Source organism: Chitinophaga sp. S165 (genome assembly GCF_003182155.1).
Taxonomy (GTDB): Bacteria; Bacteroidota; Bacteroidia; order Chitinophagales; family Chitinophagaceae; genus Chitinophaga.
The window spans coordinates 1,144,870-1,161,118 of sequence record NZ_QGTG01000001.1 but is presented as its reverse complement, the minus strand read 5'-3'; the positions used below and the strand labels follow the sequence as shown (position 1 = coordinate 1,161,118).

19 protein-coding genes are annotated in these 16,249 nt (G+C 44.6%); 13 read left to right on the top strand and 6 right to left on the bottom strand.

What is annotated here, in order from left to right; translation table 11 throughout:
• Window positions 1-89: 89 nt before the first annotated feature.
• Entirely contained in the window at window positions 90-824 is a 735-nt protein-coding gene (locus tag C7475_RS04140; protein WP_110051382.1) for a hypothetical protein, read from the bottom strand.
• Between the two features lie 104 nt (window positions 825-928).
• Between C7475_RS04140 and C7475_RS04135 the strand changes: the two genes are divergently transcribed.
• The 8 genes from C7475_RS04135 to C7475_RS04110 all read left to right on the top strand — a co-directional run bounded on the left by C7475_RS04135 (window position 929) and on the right by C7475_RS04110 (window position 4,851).
• The gene (locus C7475_RS04135; RefSeq protein WP_110051380.1) at window positions 929-1,372 is read left to right on the top strand and encodes a YqgE/AlgH family protein; all 444 of its coding nucleotides are present in this window, start codon (window positions 929-931) and stop codon (window positions 1,370-1,372) included.
• A gap of 237 nt (window positions 1,373-1,609) precedes the next feature.
• Window positions 1,610-2,032 carry a hypothetical protein gene (locus tag C7475_RS04130; RefSeq protein ID WP_110051377.1) on the top strand — a complete coding sequence of 141 codons (423 nt, stop codon included), beginning with the start codon at window positions 1,610-1,612 and terminating at the stop codon, window positions 2,030-2,032.
• Between the two features lie 45 nt (window positions 2,033-2,077).
• A complete protein-coding gene (locus C7475_RS04125; RefSeq protein ID WP_110051375.1) occupies window positions 2,078-2,341 on the top strand; it encodes a hypothetical protein in 264 nt (87 codons plus the stop codon).
• Between the two features lie 105 nt (window positions 2,342-2,446).
• Entirely contained in the window at window positions 2,447-3,364 is a 918-nt protein-coding gene (locus C7475_RS04120) for an AraC family transcriptional regulator (RefSeq protein ID WP_110051372.1), read from the top strand.
• A gap of 113 nt (window positions 3,365-3,477) precedes the next feature.
• On the top strand, window positions 3,478-3,642 hold the full coding sequence (locus tag C7475_RS32905) for a hypothetical protein (protein ID WP_158286419.1): 165 nt from the start codon (window positions 3,478-3,480) through the stop codon (window positions 3,640-3,642).
• Window positions 3,643-3,714: 72 nt separating this feature from the next.
• Window positions 3,715-3,882, top strand: coding sequence for a hypothetical protein (locus C7475_RS32900; protein ID WP_158286418.1), 168 nt, complete (start codon window positions 3,715-3,717; stop codon window positions 3,880-3,882).
• A 121-nt stretch (window positions 3,883-4,003) separates the two neighbouring features.
• On the top strand, window positions 4,004-4,435 hold the full coding sequence (locus C7475_RS04115; RefSeq protein ID WP_110051370.1) for a hypothetical protein: 432 nt from the start codon (window positions 4,004-4,006) through the stop codon (window positions 4,433-4,435).
• 32 nt (window positions 4,436-4,467) lie between these two features.
• A complete protein-coding gene (locus C7475_RS04110) occupies window positions 4,468-4,851 on the top strand; it encodes a GreA/GreB family elongation factor (RefSeq protein ID WP_110051367.1) in 384 nt (127 codons plus the stop codon).
• Between the two features lie 46 nt (window positions 4,852-4,897).
• Here the strand turns inward: C7475_RS04110 and C7475_RS04105 are convergent, their stop codons facing one another.
• Window positions 4,898-5,707 carry an AraC family transcriptional regulator gene (locus C7475_RS04105; protein WP_110051364.1) on the bottom strand — a complete coding sequence of 270 codons (810 nt, stop codon included), beginning with the start codon at window positions 5,705-5,707 and terminating at the stop codon, window positions 4,898-4,900.
• A 76-nt stretch (window positions 5,708-5,783) separates the two neighbouring features.
• Window positions 5,784-6,800, bottom strand: coding sequence for an SDR family NAD(P)-dependent oxidoreductase (locus C7475_RS04100; RefSeq protein WP_110051362.1), 1,017 nt, complete (start codon window positions 6,798-6,800; stop codon window positions 5,784-5,786).
• A gap of 369 nt (window positions 6,801-7,169) precedes the next feature.
• Here C7475_RS04100 and C7475_RS04095 point away from each other — a divergent pair, with 369 nt between their 5' ends.
• Window positions 7,170-9,485 carry a T9SS type A sorting domain-containing protein gene (locus tag C7475_RS04095; RefSeq protein ID WP_110051360.1) on the top strand — a complete coding sequence of 772 codons (2,316 nt, stop codon included), beginning with the start codon at window positions 7,170-7,172 and terminating at the stop codon, window positions 9,483-9,485.
• 240 nt (window positions 9,486-9,725) lie between these two features.
• Here C7475_RS04095 and C7475_RS04090 read toward each other — a convergent pair whose 3' ends face one another.
• On the bottom strand, window positions 9,726-9,944 hold the full coding sequence (locus tag C7475_RS04090; RefSeq protein ID WP_110051358.1) for a DUF4287 domain-containing protein: 219 nt from the start codon (window positions 9,942-9,944) through the stop codon (window positions 9,726-9,728).
• Window positions 9,945-10,116: 172 nt separating this feature from the next.
• On the opposite strand from C7475_RS04090, the gene C7475_RS04085 reads away from it, so the two are divergent.
• Window positions 10,117-10,668 carry a dihydrofolate reductase family protein gene (locus C7475_RS04085; RefSeq protein ID WP_110052806.1) on the top strand — a complete coding sequence of 184 codons (552 nt, stop codon included), beginning with the start codon at window positions 10,117-10,119 and terminating at the stop codon, window positions 10,666-10,668.
• 209 nt (window positions 10,669-10,877) lie between these two features.
• A complete protein-coding gene (locus C7475_RS04080) occupies window positions 10,878-11,354 on the top strand; it encodes a hypothetical protein (protein ID WP_110051356.1) in 477 nt (158 codons plus the stop codon).
• Window positions 11,355-11,384: 30 nt separating this feature from the next.
• Here the strand turns inward: C7475_RS04080 and C7475_RS04075 are convergent, their stop codons facing one another.
• Window positions 11,385-11,762 (bottom strand): helix-turn-helix domain-containing protein, encoded by a 378-nt coding sequence (locus C7475_RS04075; protein WP_110051353.1) that lies wholly within the window; start codon window positions 11,760-11,762, stop codon window positions 11,385-11,387.
• Window positions 11,763-11,840: 78 nt separating this feature from the next.
• Between C7475_RS04075 and C7475_RS04070 the strand changes: the two genes are divergently transcribed.
• Window positions 11,841-12,731 (top strand): NAD(P)H-binding protein, encoded by an 891-nt coding sequence (locus C7475_RS04070; RefSeq protein ID WP_110051351.1) that lies wholly within the window; start codon window positions 11,841-11,843, stop codon window positions 12,729-12,731.
• Window positions 12,732-13,482: 751 nt separating this feature from the next.
• Here the strand turns inward: C7475_RS04070 and C7475_RS04065 are convergent.
• Entirely contained in the window at window positions 13,483-14,721 is a 1,239-nt protein-coding gene (locus C7475_RS04065) for a hypothetical protein (protein WP_110051349.1), read from the bottom strand.
• Window positions 14,722-14,825: 104 nt separating this feature from the next.
• Here C7475_RS04065 and C7475_RS04060 point away from each other — a divergent pair, with 104 nt between their 5' ends.
• Window positions 14,826-16,214 (top strand): right-handed parallel beta-helix repeat-containing protein, encoded by a 1,389-nt coding sequence (locus C7475_RS04060; RefSeq protein WP_110051346.1) that lies wholly within the window; start codon window positions 14,826-14,828, stop codon window positions 16,212-16,214.
• Window positions 16,215-16,249: the final 35 nt, after the last annotated feature.

Genomic DNA, 16,249 nt, shown 5'->3' with positions numbered 1-16,249 from the left:
GGGATTCTTTTTAGGAGTTTGATTACAGGTGGAAATGTCTGCTATAGTAAATATACTAAACAAAAAGGGAACCGAATGGTTCACAAGGTTTATCTCCAAAACCTGATAACGCTGATCTTATTACCTGTCATGTCAAGATAGCCATTAATTCCATCCCTATCACGGAAGAATGTGATATAGTGATCATCTATGGTCTCAAAACTATCTTGGTTAAATGTCCAGAGAGGCTCATTGGAAATTGGATCAAGATTTACCAGGCTTTTATTTTCGAGTTTAGACACATAGGTTTTTTCCCCGTCTGTTGTAATATGATAAAGCTTTCCTTCGTATGGGAAACTGGCGAGTATCAGCACCCGGCCTGTATCTAGAAGTACTTTCCTGCCTATGTAGGAACTGGAACCCGGTTGGCCAAAAGGAATAAACCCATTTTCGGACTTGGGCAAGACAAATACAGCCATGGAGTCCGGGTGGTCGATCTGGAGAATGGCGCAATCTCCATCCATGTGCGGGAGTGTTGTAGAGACGATGTATTTACCATCTATCTTATTCACAGCAACCGGGCAGGTAGCGCTGCAGAAATATTCAAGCTCCGTTTTTTTATTCTTAAAAATAATGCTTCCGCCCCATTCCCCGCGACAAGTTTTTTTTACTATATAGTTTTCGTCTTCATAAAAGTACGTACTGCGTCTTTTGAATTGGTTTTTGACATCTTCGTTAAAGTAGGTGGTTAGTGTCTTATGTTCTATGTTGAATAATTTTCCTGATTGCGCGGAAATATCGGCATAACTAATAAGCAAAAAAATGATGATGAGTAGTATTTTCATCTGAATGATTTAAGAATAAATAGCGGGCTGATTAAGACATGCAAAATAATTAATAATTTAAAGTTTAACTCCTGGTATTACGCTATTGTATTAATTTTAGCAGCATGAACGCAGGTATGTTTTTGTACAGTACAGCTCTCCTTGATGACACTATTTTCGAAAAGACAGTTATTTTCATAACAGAACATAACGAAAAGGGAGCGATGGGATTTGTCGTCAATAAACCTTTTCCGAGGAAGATCAATGAATTGGTAGAGTTCCAGGATAGTATTCCATTCACATTATTCGAAGGAGGGCCTGTCGACCAGGAGCATCTGTTCTTTATACACCAACGGCCTGGCCTGATCAAAGGAGGTGAGCTGATAGCAGATAACGTCTACCTGGGAGGAGATTTTCAGGCGGCGATGATGTACATCAACGAAGGAACGCTAACTGAGGATGATATCATAATATTTATCGGTTATTGCGGCTGGGACGATCAGGAATTGGAAGCAGAGATAGAAGAAGGTAGCTGGAAGATTGTAGAAGAACACAAATTATTCTCTTAATTAAAATGCCCGGTATCGAAATACCCATGCAACACGTAATACCCGATTCCAACAACCAGAAGATCTACAGCTATAATGCCCGATATCAGCGTCCATGCAAAAATGTTCCGGAAATAATACATTGTCAGCGTTTCAGATGCTTTATTATTTCTCATTATGGCTAAAACAATCCTTGTTTTGGCTTAGAGCTTTCTTACCCTTACCGCCAATTTTGCGAAGTAATAAATGAGCAAAAGAATGGCAAATACAACAAAACGGAATGCATCAGACTGGACCGTGATAGTTTTGGGCCTTATTGGTCTGATACTTGGCATAATCGGACTATGTCATCCTCAGTCACAATATGAAATGATGGGCCTTAAACAGGACGCCCTTAAGGCCGGAAGCGTAATTCCGGGTCTGATGGGCAGTGGCTCCTTATCGGCCGTATATGTGGGCATTATGTACATTTTCGGCGTCTTGAAGAAATGGCCGCACTTTAAATCCTACCTGGTATTTGCCAGAATGGTGATGTGTGCCGGTTTTTTACTGCTCGTAGCAGCAGGAAGGGCCCCTCATCAGTTTATTCCCGCCGCCTTATGGGAAGGAGGAGGAGCGTTGCTGATCCTGATGGTCCTGTGGCTGGATAATCGTTTCGCTGGGCCACGTAGTATTTCTTAATTGGTATATTTCTTCCGGATTGCTTTTCTCTAACTTGGAACTGTCATGAGCATACGATCTGAATTATTGAGCATTTCATTTAAGATTATAAACGCAAAGAAGCTGGCTGCCAGAGCGCTACGTAATCCTGCAAGGAATACTGGTGTGATGGACGCACATAAATTTAGCAGGAAGCTAAAAGTAAGCACAACGAAAGTAGACGGGTTTCCTGTACATACGATCACCGGGGAACGCATACTGAATAAACACATCATTTACCTGCATGGCGGCGCCTATTTGATGGAAGCTATTCCCCGCATAGGACTATGATAGAATTGCTTTGTATCGAACCCGGCAGGCTATCCATGAGATTGCAGTCTGGTACCTGAAGGAGAACTGATAGAAGAATGCTAACTTTCAGAGAATATTGGCGATATGAAAAAAGTACACAAGCCCAGAATATATAATTCACTCATCGAATTAAACAGAGATCTGGGGCTGCCGGAACCATTACATCCCCTTATTACCATCAGCGATTTCTCTGAAACTGATGAAAACCTGTCTGCAGATATTTCAGACGGCGTGATGATGAATTTCTACCAGATCTCCTTTAAAGACAGCTTTAGCGGTACGATCAGATATGGGGAAATGCACTACGATTTTGCTAACGGAGGACTTTCCTTCACCGCCCCTAACCAGTTGTTAGGCACGGGTGGGCACGAAGATGAGTGTGAGGGTAGTACTTTGCTGATCCATCCGGATTTTCTAAAAGGCTCCTCACTGGCGGCAGGCATCAGGGATTATAACTTCTTTTCCTATACTGCTAATGAATCATTACACCTTTCCCAAAAGGAAAAGGAAGTCATCCTTGCTATTTTCAGCCAGATAAAAGAAGAACTGGTACAGCGTATCGATAAGTTCAGTCAGAAGATCATCATCAGCCATATAGAGTCCCTGCTTAATTATAGCGACCGTTTCTATCACCGGCAGTTCATGACCCGTATCTCTGTGAACGAAGACCTGCTTACCCGGATGGAATCGCTGCTGGCATCTTATTTCAACAGCGACGAAGCTTTAAGGAAAGGCTTGCCTACCGTACAATACCTGGCAGAAAAGCTGCTGCTGTCACCCGGTTATCTGAGCGATATGTTACGCTCGCTTACCGGCCTCAATGCACAACAGCATATCCACCAGAAGATGATAGAGAAGGCCAAAGAATACCTGGCGCTCGGTCATTTGTCTGTTTCTGAGATCTCTTACCTGCTGGGTTTCGAACATCCGCAGTCATTCAGTAAAATATTTAAGAAGAAAACAGATCTTAGCCCCAATGAATACAGACACTCGCTGAACTGAGCCAGCTCATAGTCCGTCCTGTTCCGGCCAGCGAAGGCCAATACCTGCCAATAATTAACGAAATATTAAATATTTGCGCTGGTTATGATAAATATATTTAGTAAGTTTGGGTAATGACCAAAACTATTTCCCATAATAACAATACGCTCCCTGTCAGGTATGTAATACCTGATATCAGCAATTGTTTTACCTGGTCATTCCCGGAGTTTATTCCTTTCTGCATAGACCTGTACTACTACTCCAGCTACAAAGACTTTAAAAAGTTTGCCCAGGCCTGAATTCTCCATTAGCCTGGGATAAGTGTATCCATCTTATTTACTGTTAGTATTTAACGTGTAAAAGTTATTGCCATGTATCAGAAACAACAACGTGTTTCAAATGGCGGGGCTGTCGCGCTGTTAACACTATTAAGCGCTATTTCGCTGGAAAGAGGTATGACAACCAATTCGGCGTGGTATTACCTGTTGTGCCTTACCGTGCCTGCATTGCTGATCTATCGCTTTAGCGGTCACCGCTGATCATACCGCCCTGTAAAAATTTATGATGTCATTGGTAGGTCTCACTGTAATGCTTTCAGCAGCAGCACTTCTGTGTTGCCTGTTGCGGAGAGCTATTGTAAACAGACAAAAGCAAAAGAAAATGAAACGACTTCTTGATTATTTCAGCAGGTTAGGATCTAAATATAATCTTACATTTTCAAGCCAGGAGGTATTACGCAGCTGCATCATCGGACTGGATGGTGTACAGAGAAAGCTGCTGATATTGAACGGAATTAATAATGGCCCACTCTCCGAATATATCATCGATCTGAACGAGGTAAGTGATTGCTCGGTGAAAAAAGAGTACGGCCGTATCCAGGTCAATGGTCTCAGGAAAAGAAAGCTGGAGCAATACCTGGAGAGAATGACCTTAAACTTTAAGTTTCTGATAGAGAAACAACCGGAGGATATCCCGTTCTTCAAACAAACGGAAAATCACATCAGTGAGCTTCCGCGGCTGGAAGACAAGGCAGAGAAATGGAAAGTGATACTATCCAAGATGCTGCCGGTATCGCTGAAAAAAAGCGCCTGACGTAGGCGTATTGTTAATTAAAAAATTGAAAAATGGAAAAGGAACAACTTGTTATAAAGAAAGAGGATTTTGATATCCTCACCACATGTATCAGAAATGGCGGAAGCCAGCAGTCATTCGATAAGAATAACATACAGGAGCTGGCAGGAGAGCTGAAGAAAGCTAAACTGGTAAGTAAGGAGAACTTTCCTGATACTGTCGTAGCACTCAACTCCACCGCCGTTATCAAAGATATGGCGACGGAAAGGATATTGGCTATTACCATCGTAACGCCCGATAAAGCAGATATCTCTCAGAATAAGATATCAGTACTCGCGCCTATCGGAACAGCCCTATTAGGCTTTCAGAAAGGCCGGGAGATCAGCTGGTCAGTTCCGGCAGGTGAAAAGAAGTTAGTTATACTGGATGTATTTTAATGGAGCCCCCTTTATGGGGGCTTGCTGTATTAAATGACAAGGCAGTTCATTTCTTAAGCAGCACATTCGGTGGATATCCGAAGCGGGTCTTAAAAGCATAAGAGAAATGTGAAAGGTTCTCAAAGCCCGCTTCTACATATACATCGATTGGTTTGCGTTGCTTCTCTGCAATCTCATAATGTGCCAGTTCCAATCGCTTTTCCGTTAGCCATTTCTGTGGCGTCGTATTGAATGCCCTTTTAAAATCCCTCCTGAAAGTGGCCAGACTGCGGCCGGTAAGATAACCGAATCTATCCAGCGTCATGTTGAACATATAATGCCGCTCCATGAAGTCAGTCAGGTTTATTTTGCCTGGTTCCTCAAAGTTAGCCAGCAAGCCATCCACATCTTTATCAATTGATCTTAAGATACTGATCGCTTCTTCAATTTTAATATTTGCAATATCTGCAGGCAGATGATCTCCCAGAGCAAAATAGGGGATGAGCGACGCCAGGCAACTCTCCAGTAATGGATGTTTCGTAAAGCGATATACCTTCTGAAGCGGTTGTACCCTGCCAACAGCTTTATGCCTGGAATAAAAGTCCTTTAGCCTTTCTTTGGTAAGATGCATCGCCACAGCCTTGTGTGCCAATCCGTCCTTCGGGTAATTGATCACAGTGGCCAGCTGGTTCCGGGGAATAAGGAATGTATCACCTGCATTGAAAGTATAGGTGGCATCTGCCTGGATGATCTTTGTTTCACCTGAGATGAACCAAACCAGCATATGATGCTCGAACATGACTTCCGTTCTGAAAGTCTTGCCGTTAAACTCAGAAAGTTTTATATCAGGGGTAATATATTTCGTTTCAAATTCCATGGAGGTAAAAGGTAAATCTACAAAAATGAAACAAGCCGGACAATGTGTCCGGACTTGTCCTGGTTACCGGGTTTCATCAGTTGGCAGGAAATGATAAGCTGATCATTTCTTCACTCAATGCCCACAGTTTCCGGGCGCTTTCCGCATCAACAGCATATGGTTTCACTCCGCGCAATGATGATGGTTCATCATAGTTATGGACAATATTTCCTTCATCCAGTTCAGCTACATCTGCGTCCTCGCAATAAACACCGCCAATGCCATTTAACAGCGGACTGGTTGCTACCCATACAGATGTTGCTGCACCCTGGTCCGTATTTTTCAGTTTAGCTGCTACTTCAGGATATATATCCCCGTTTTCATCGTGAGTACCCATCTGCTGAAATAAAGCCATAGGAGCCACACGCCCGAGATCTGTTCCCAGTACGGAACCGGGATGTAAAGAGAACGCCCGTACACCAGATGTTTTCCCGCGATGGTCAAGTTCTACAGCGAAAAGATTATTCGCTGTTTTAGACTGTCCGTAACCCTGTAATGTTTCGTACTCCCTGTTTGTAAAATTCGGATCATCAAAGTTAAATGGCGCCATCTGATGCCCGAAGGAAGATACATTTACTACACGTGCACCATTCGCCTTCTTTAATGCTGGCCAGAGCTTTGCTGTTAACTGGAAATGTCCCAGGTGGTTAGTAGCAAGCTGCGATTCATATCCGCGTTGATCACGTTGCAATGGTACCCACATAATGCCCGCATTGTTGATGAGGATCTCAAGTTTATCATGCGTAGCAAGGAACTTCTCTGCAAATGCATTGATAGATGCAGGGTCCATAAGGTCCATCGCTTCAATTGTTATATTGTTCACTCCTTCTAAATTGCTGATAGCTTTTTTAATATCACGTGCCGGTACAACGACCTTCGCGCCTGCCGCTGCAAGTGTCTTCACGGTTTCAAGTCCTATACCTGCATAACCGCCGGTAACAATCACTGTTTTACCACTTAGGTTAATTCCTTTTATAACGTCATGAACAGTTGATGTTGCGTTGAATCCTGAACGGAGAGGATGCTGTAATGCACCATTGTAGTTGTCTTTCATTTTTTTAATTTTTACAAGACAAAGCTAAGTACCTCATCACGAAGTCGTTTTGTTTAAAACGTCAAAAGAGTTTGTTTAAAACGTCATTTTTGAGTTTATAGTGTTATCGTGACACCTGGTAAAATGTTAGCTGAAGAGGTTAAAATCCGGATACTATCTTAAAAGGAAGTAAGCTACTTTTACAGTGAGCAAAAGCCCTGTGCTGTACATGTCTTGAAAACCTGTCATCAACGAAAACCATTAGAAGGAATCAATTCCCGGTATTGAACAGTGATGTAACCCGGCTATGACATCTATGCCGTCATAGTTCTATGCTCATTCGGAAAACCACGATCAGCTATCCTTTTATTCATCATTAAACATTACGTTATGCTCAAATTTACATTGACGTTAGTCCTGATGTTCTTTGGCACCTTTGTCGCGCTGTCACAAACGAATATAGCGCCACAAGCCACTGCCACTACTTCTTATGTTTCCTCATGGGAAACAATTGCTGCTTTGAACGATGATTTTACGCCTGCTAACTCGAACGACAAAAGCCACGGTGCTTATGGCAACTGGAATAATCCCAATTCCATTCAGTGGGTGCAGTATGATTGGTCACAGGCATTTGCAGTTACTTCTGTACAGGTTTACTGGTTTGATGATGCGGGTGGTGTACTGACGCCCACAACAGCTTACCTTGAATATTGGAACGGCTCCGCATGGACTCAGCTGGCCAATGTACCGCTGCAGAAGAATGCTTTCAACACAGCCGGTTTCACATCAGTGAATGTAACCAGGTTACGTTTGTCGATGCGCAACACTACGCAATCAACCGGTATCCTGGAATGGCGGGTATTGGGCACACCTGTTAATCCCGGCGGCGGCAATGGCAGTCCCTATACCTGGCCAACATACTCACCTGGCATCAGCTATGATTTCAGAACAGAATATCCCAGTCTTCCGCAACCTGCAAACGTCCTGAACGATTGTCCGCAGGTAGTAGGAACACAATCTTCCGGCTGGTGGACATTTCGCTGGGGGCCCAGGAAACGTTCTCTGATCACATCCGCAGCTATCACGCCGATGCTTGCGCGGCTGAATACCGACTTTTCCTACTTCCGTGATACTATGGGCTGGCCTCCCGATATCAGGGCCAGAAGCGGCTATAAGAGCGCTGTATACCTGTATGGCTCCGGACTGTGTACCGACCAGGCAGATAGTACTGCTCTCGGCGGATGGCAGAGCGCCATTAGTTACAACGGAAGGAGCTGGCCTATTATCCTGGCTTCCTATTATCCCGTATATGCGTTCGATCCGGGATTTACCGGTAGTGATGGTGAGTACCAGAGAAGCGCTATGACACATGAAGGTATCCACGCTATGCTGGCTGATCTTCCCGGAGTGAAAAACTCGGCATGGTTCCATGAAGGTGGTAACGTGTGGTTCCAGCAAACTGCCGATGCACGCAGATCAGGCAACTTCAGTTCATTGGGATTTCTGAACGGCACTGATTTCATAGCTCCTTTTATGCCTATTGAGTGCTATTCAGGCTGGTTGCAGGACGGTAGTTTCGGCGGACCGGCAGCAGAAGGGGTGAACAGGTATAACGGCAGCCAGCAGCTCTGCACATGGCGTACCTATCTCGGCGGACATCAATACAGTTCCTCATTCCCCACTTTCCTGGGTAATACGCTCGGAGACGGCGCTGTGCCCTGGATCTGGAGATACGCACCTACCCGCGTATTGGAAGGGATCGCAAGTGGAATAGGCGTGGCCCAGATGCGCAGACTGATCACCGAATACAGGGCCAAACAGGCAATGGTCGACTTTGGCAAATGGAAGCGTGCCTGTGTGGCACTACTGGACGGTGTTTTCGGTGACTCTATTGGCGCCGAGTGGCAACCCTCATGGCTAAACCCAGCCCCATGGATCGCTACGCCATATGCTAAAACAACCAATAGCAACGGTACCCTCAGACCAGATACGACAACGCTGCCCGGATGGTCAGGTGCGAACCAGATCCCGCTGACGGTTACCGGCAATACTGTTACTGTCAACTTCCAGCCTATAGGCGCTAATATGACCTGTCAGCTGGCCTACTGGACGGCCAACGGTACGCCTGTGTACAGCCAGTATGTATCCAGCGGTAATTGTACGCTGAACCTTACATCTCCTCCTGCCAATAATGTAGTTATCGCCATCATCACTAACACCAACTACATTTATGAAGGAGAAACAACGAGGAAGACTAAATTTGATTATCGCCTGCAACTGGTTACCGGTGTAACAGGCGCGGCAAACGTGAACACAAAATGGTATGCAGCAGCGCTGCTTTCTTCCGCAAGAACAAGTGAGACGGATGGTGAAAGTTTCACAGGGATCGACTGGTCGTTATATTGTAATCAGCCGTTCCACGGTCAGGCAAGACCTGAAGAATATAAAGTGGCCTATGCACATCCGGCATTCAAGGTATATCCTAACCCTGCAATAGCCGGTAATAGCGTGCAGATCAACTTTACAAATCCAAATGGGGAAAAAAGTGTTATCACTGTCTATACGATGGCTGGTGAGTTGGTATTGCAAAAAGTAACGGCAGCGCCGAATTATACAATAAGCCCTAAAACGCTTAAACCTGGCGTATACCTGGTAAAGATCTCCAATACCGCACTCAATGCTACACAGAAGCTTATTGTGCTTTGAGTAGGCTTTTACGAATTGTTAGAACAGTGATATGCAAATAGCTTCTCCGGTGCACTGGATAGTAATTGGATGTTGAAGCTATAAAGTGAAATCTCTCAGGAATTTTCCTGAGGGATTTCACTTTATAGGAACTGTTACTTTTATTACGCCACTCGTTCTCTTTGGTGCATTTTAACCATGATAGGAAGCCTGGTACTTGCCAAAAGTGAGGGCCCGTGAGCGGTGACTGATGTCATCCGATTATTCTCTCTTGCCCCTGAAATAGGCAAACATAGCCATCGCATGACCGTGCCCAAGTTCATAGTCGTCTTTCAGCCATTGAACAATTTGCGTAGCCTTTACGCTATCCTTTAATTCACCCTTTTCAAGAAAGCCTTTTTGCGTAGCAAGCTTTTTAAAATCTTCTGCAGTTTTTCCTGTCTTTGTCTGAATGTTATCTAGGTAAGCCTGAAATGACATATTTCCGTTATTAAGTGTATAATTACAGTTTGATTTCCTGTACAAAGATAGGTGAGATTGGTTCTTGCCTGGCGGTATGATAAAGACATTTTAAGGGGGTAAATGCGCCTGTTAGGTGGCATTCGATCCGCAGGCTCATACTATAGCAGTAAATTATTATAAACCATACGATATGAGAAAAGTGATCTTAAATCTTGCAGTAACACTGGATGGCTTCATCGAAGGCCCTAACGGAGAAATTGACTGGTGTATAACTGATGAAGAAGGAATAACGGCACACTTTGATGAGTTCCTGGCCAGGGTAGACACTATATTTTACGGACGTGTGAGTTACGACCTATGGGGACAATACCAACCATCCGGCGATGCATCTTCAGATGAAAAGAAACTTTGGGAAAGCGTACACAGTAAAAGCAAATATGTTTTTTCGACGCATCCAAAAGAAAGCAAGGACGCTACTTATGTATCTTCCGGTATTGCCGGTATGGTGGAGGAGCTGAAAGCCAAACCGGGAAAAGATATCTGGCTCTACGGAGGCGCCAGCCTGATCACGACTTTTATGAACCTGGGCCTTGTTGACAATTATCTGCTTGCAGTGCATCCGGTGATCCTGGGAGGAGGGAGGCCCCTTTTTGCAGATCTTAAAGATCGTACTAACCTCAAACTTAATGGCGCTGTTACCTCAAAGTCAGGAGTGATCCTGCTTGACTATGAGAAAGTATAAATATTTCAGCACATAGATAGGAAGTGGATGTATCAAAAATAAATTAACGTCTTCAGAATAGCTTAAATGACTGCCTGATTCCATCAGGTATCCGAATAAAAAGAGGCTGCTCAATACTTTTGAGACAGCCTCTTTTCTTTTTAGGAAAGTGTTGAGCATATTCATTTTATCTGTAGCTTTGTATTACAAAGTGAATTAATCCCTGGCTTATGAATAACGATGTTAAAAACAGAAGGTCCATTAGAAGATGGATCATATTCTTCATGATTGCCCTGGTTCTCAGTGGCGCTACTGCCTTTCCCCTTGAAACAGAACTTGAATGGGTCCGCTCATGGTGGCCTGATAAAAATGCAGGATTTTATTACTGGCTGACAATTTGTTATGAAGCGATCAGTTCCACTAACAAACAATACCCGATCCTGGCGTATGGTTATGACTGGATGGCTTTTGCGCATATAGTGATCGCAATCTCCTTTATCGGGCCATTAAGAGATCCGGTACGGAACATATGGGTCATTGAATTTGGAATGATTGCCTGTGTATTAGTTATCCCGTTGGCACTAATTGCCGGACCGGTTAGAGAGATCCCGGTTTTCTGGAGGATGATCGACTGTTCATTTGGCGTATTCGGTATCGTGCCGCTCATGATTGTGCATAGGAAGATAAAACAGTTAGGCGCACAGTGAAGATTCAAAATGCATAGACGCATATGGAGCTTAACCTTGCATCCGTAGATTCTGAAAATGCTCACTATCTTTTATAGCCCAGTCGGCCATTGCCATTAACACGGGTCCTAATTCCTCGCCTGATGGCGTAAGACTGTAGATCGTAATGGGCGGCATGATCTGTTCCACCTTTTTTGTTATCAGGTTATCTTCTTTTAACTGCTTCAGATGCTCCGCCAGCATTTTCTCTGTAATGGCAGGTATAGAGCGTTTCAATTCACTGTAGCGTTTCGGGCCGCTTATGAGGTAATAAAGGATAATGCATTTCCAATGACCGCCTATCTTATTCATTACATAAGTTATCGGGCAGGTCGTTTCTGCAATGCCTTTATTCTGGCTCAGTGTTGATGATGCTTTTGCTTTTGTCATGACCACTTACTTTGGCGTAGGTACTTGTTAAAAAGTTTGTTCAAAGATAGCTTTGCATAAACATTTAAACAAAAGCATATGAAGATTACAATAACAGGATCGCTGGGAAATATCAGCAAGCCGCTTGCTGAAATACTGGTCAGAAATGGTCACGAAGTTGTCGTAATAAGCAGTGATGACAAAAAGGTAAAAGATATCGAGGCGCTTGGCGCAAAGGCGGCTGTAGGATCTGTAAGTGATGTTACCTTCTTAACCGGCGCTTTTACCGGTGCGGACGCGATATACACGATGGTGCCACCCAACTGGGCTACAACCAATTACAGGCAATATATTGCCGGAACGGGAGAGAATTATTTGGCGGCCATTAAAGCTTCAGGCGTAAAACGTGTAGTAAATCTTAGCAGCATAGGGGCGCACCTCAATGGCGGCACAGGACCTATCGCAGGCCTGCATGATGTAGAACTGCTTCTGAATACCCTGGATGGAGTAGACGTTAAACATTTGCGGGCAGGTATCTTTTATATCAATTTCTTTTTTGATATAGGTACTATCCGGAATTCAGGTATCATGGGCAACAATTACAGTAGCCAGACTAAATTGGTGATGGTGCATCCGAGGGATATCGCAGCAGCTGCAGCAGAGGAATTACAGGGCTCATTTGAAGGTAAAAGCCATCGTTATGTGGTGAGCGAAGAAGGTGAAATGGCCGATATCGTAAAAGTGCTGGGAACCTCCATCGGCAAGCCGGACCTGCCCTGGGTACAATTCAGCGATGAAGAAACATACGCAGGCATGACAGCGGCGGGCATGTCGGCCGCCATCGCGGGGCCGTATGTGGAAATGGGACAGGCTATCAATAGCGGTGTCTTATTTGAGGATTTCAACAGGCATAGGAACGGTGTATGGGGGCGTACCAAACTCGCGGATTTTGCAACCGAATTTGCTGCTGTGTATAAGTCGCAGCAGTAGCTTACACATCCCTTTGGTCTGTGATCTGCTTTCCTTTGAGTCCCCATTATACAAGGCTTATACAAGGCTTATCTTACGTTCATCTTACGTTCAAAGACGTAGGATGAACGTAAGATAAGCCTTGTATAAGCCTTGTATGATCCAGTTTGTATGATAGCAGAAGAGGAAAGGCAGCCCGGAGTATTCCATGTCAGTTGGTGCAACAGGCCAGTTGTAGCTTAAAAATAGGCCATTTTTCGCATTTACTGACTTGGGGCGAAGGTAGAGTTTCAGAATTGTCTTATTGCCGTAATCGGGCTATAAATTGCGTTTATTCAGCATTCAGGCAGGTGCCCTTACGGGTATCCGCTTTTGATATTAGAACTCCTACGATGATGAACGTAAGATCTGCCCGGATCAGTAACGCCAAACCGGATCGTAAACAAACCCCGTAGTCCTGTTATTGGTTAACAGCCGGTTTTTTTGTACTGATTTAGTTGTCGCCGGCCCCTGGAAGTGGTGTAGCTGAATTTTGTCCTCACATTTTTGCGTCCTGTATACACGTTTTTGCGTCCTGCATACGCGTTTTTGCGTCCTGTATACATTGTTCAAAATCGTCTTCAGATCTAACCTAATTTTGCTTTTATAGTAGCGAAAAACAACATTCAGACGACTGTCCGGGCGCAGGGCGGACGGCTATTGCTGAATTCTGCTAAAAGTTCTTTGACATATTGGTAAACCCTCAGAATAACTGAACGGAGACTTATTTCTATCAGGCTCCCGGTTCTTTTGACACCCAGTAACGTCCATTCCGGGCGTATCCTGTTTTGATGTTCCATATGCAGGAGCTGGCGTCCCGCGCGCTGATCGTCATGATTTCCCATTCATTGTCATTCAGACGGCGTGCGTAGGTCTTAGAACCTGATATTGCATTGCGTTGTACGCGTTTGGCAAATATTTTTGTGTCGATCTGGAAATAACTGACAGCTGCTATAGCAAGTGTTTGCATCCATTGTTCGGCATACAGTAGGGTAGCGGCGTTATAAGTACTGTCTGAGTGTTGCAGCAGATTGTCCTCTGGCGCAGTAAGCTCTTTGTAATTTGTCAATTCGGCAGGAGGTGCGTCTAATAAACGCAGCTGTTCTTCCCTGGCCGGCTTATACCTTGCGAGCTGACGGTTATGAAATTTTGTCACCTGTTCATTGCGGATGTCCCTATACGCGTAATAGCTGTTCCCCTCAACTGCGTTGGCCGGATAACTGTTCCATATCTCCGTCAGAATGTCCTGCCGCAAACGTTCAGTTTCATTGGCAGGTTTCGCAACGGAAGGAGGCCATTGTATTTTCGCATATGCAGGATCGTCCATGTACGTGTGACTAACCGCTGAGACAATTCCGTTTGCAGCATCAAACCGGAAGGAAAGCGCCATGAAATGATCGGCTGCCCATACCTGCCAGTTATTATTGTCGATCGGACGCGCATAGATCCGTATACCGAACAAATCCCTTTTGCTGTAATAGGCAAACATTTTATCGCGCGATGAATCTGTAAACATGTCAGCCGTTACGAGCGAATTCGTGATCTGTGCGATCGTTGACGGATCGAAAGTGCGGATGAAGGCTACGGCAAAGAGGTCCATATGACTGATAGTGCTACCAGGCGATTGCTGGCCGGTTGTATCCCATTTAAGCGCCAGCAGTGCAGGAGGTGGCGCGGCGTATTGCGCGAATTTCGACGACCGTACAGCTGCGTAGTGAGTTGCCTGCTGTTCTGTAAAAGTCGTAAACGCTTTTACAAAAGAATTATTGCGGAAGGAATCGAATTTTGTTGCAGCTCCATTGTCGATATGAGACGCAGTCATTTCCTCAAATTCCAACCACTTGTAAAAATTTTTTTTTGTGAATGAATCAATGGATTTTACCAGTTGTTTCCCGTCAGTGTTCGTGTGCTGTGAACGCGCAACAGTAGTGAATATACTCAGGACAAAAGGCAGATAAATAAAGGCTCTCATCGTATAGTTGATTCTGTTAGTACTCCTTTCAGTAATTTTTGCAAGATAGAAAAATAGTCGCATCGGTTTACTATCTTGCGCAAAATTTTAACCATAACATTAACATGAAGAATCGTAAACACATTGTCCAATCAATGATTGGCGTAGCTGTGCTTTTACTCGCCGCCAGCTGCAAAAAAGAAGACGCTTTACAGGAAAAATTAACTGGTGACAATGTGGCTGTCACTGCAACAGCCACCGGAAGACAATTCACACTTGTTCCGGATGTCAATGGCCGCCTGCTTATTGACAATACCAGCAAAACCTACCAGCCCGGAGACATCATTAATCTGAAAGGTAATTTTAAGGCTGTCCAGGTTGTGAACCTGAGTGGAAGCTCATCTGCGCCGATAACTATCCGTAACCTGACAGGAACTGCTGTCACTATCGGGAACCCCGCATGGAACGGTGGCGCATACGGTGTGGCATGTGTGTTCTGGAACTGTCATTATATCCGTTTCGGCGGACAGTCAGGACAATCGAGCATTGTTATCAGTGGCTCTACGCAGGCAGCGAAAGCTTCTTATTATGACCTGCAATTGGGCAACAAAACAGATAATATCGAAGTATCCAATCTTACTATTCAAAACGGTGGCAATGGTATCGTAGCAAAAACTGATCCTGTAAAAGGAGATGCTACAACAGCATATCCTAACACCACTATGATGAATCTGAAAATACATGATCTGCTGATCAAAGGCACTACCAATGAAGCAATGTATATCGGGCACACTGCTACTTACTGGGACCTGACTTCCAATGTGCCTTACTATGGCGCAACATCCGGAATGGCAGGCGGACACCAGTACGTGCAGCCGATCATCTGGAGAAATGTGAAGATCTACAACAACAAAGTGCAGAATATCGGGCTCGATGGTATTCAGACCGCTGCTGCCGATCAGATGGAAGTTTACAACAACGAAGTAACCAACTGGGGCATGCAGAAGAATAGCTCACATAACGGAGGTATTCTGATAGGTGGACGCACGACCAACACAAATACACACGATAACTACGTACACGATGGCTGGGGTGAGATGCTGCAGTTCTATGGTTCCGGCGAAAACGGCGCTACCCATATCATGAACAACAACCTGTTCAGAGGTAACCAGCTGGATGGTGTGAGCCTGAGAGGTACGGCCAATGCAGTAGTACGTTTCACAAACAATACTATTGCTGTTACTAAGGGCAACAGTCTCCGTCTGAATGGCAGCACCGGTATGAAGAGCGCCCAGATCATCAACGCGAATGCGTTTATCCGTCCACTCAACGCTGCCGCTACCATCTACCCGAAAAATTACATTTATGTAGAAGACGGCGCTGCTGCGGTAGAAGGCACCGGTACACTGGCGAATAAGAAATACCCCACATGGCTATCGTCAAAGGCAGATGCGGTTTATTATCAACCGCTGGCTGGGTCCACAATGGGGACCGCTGGTTACAGGAAGAAATAATATATTCATCCGATGGTGAAAATTTCATGAATATC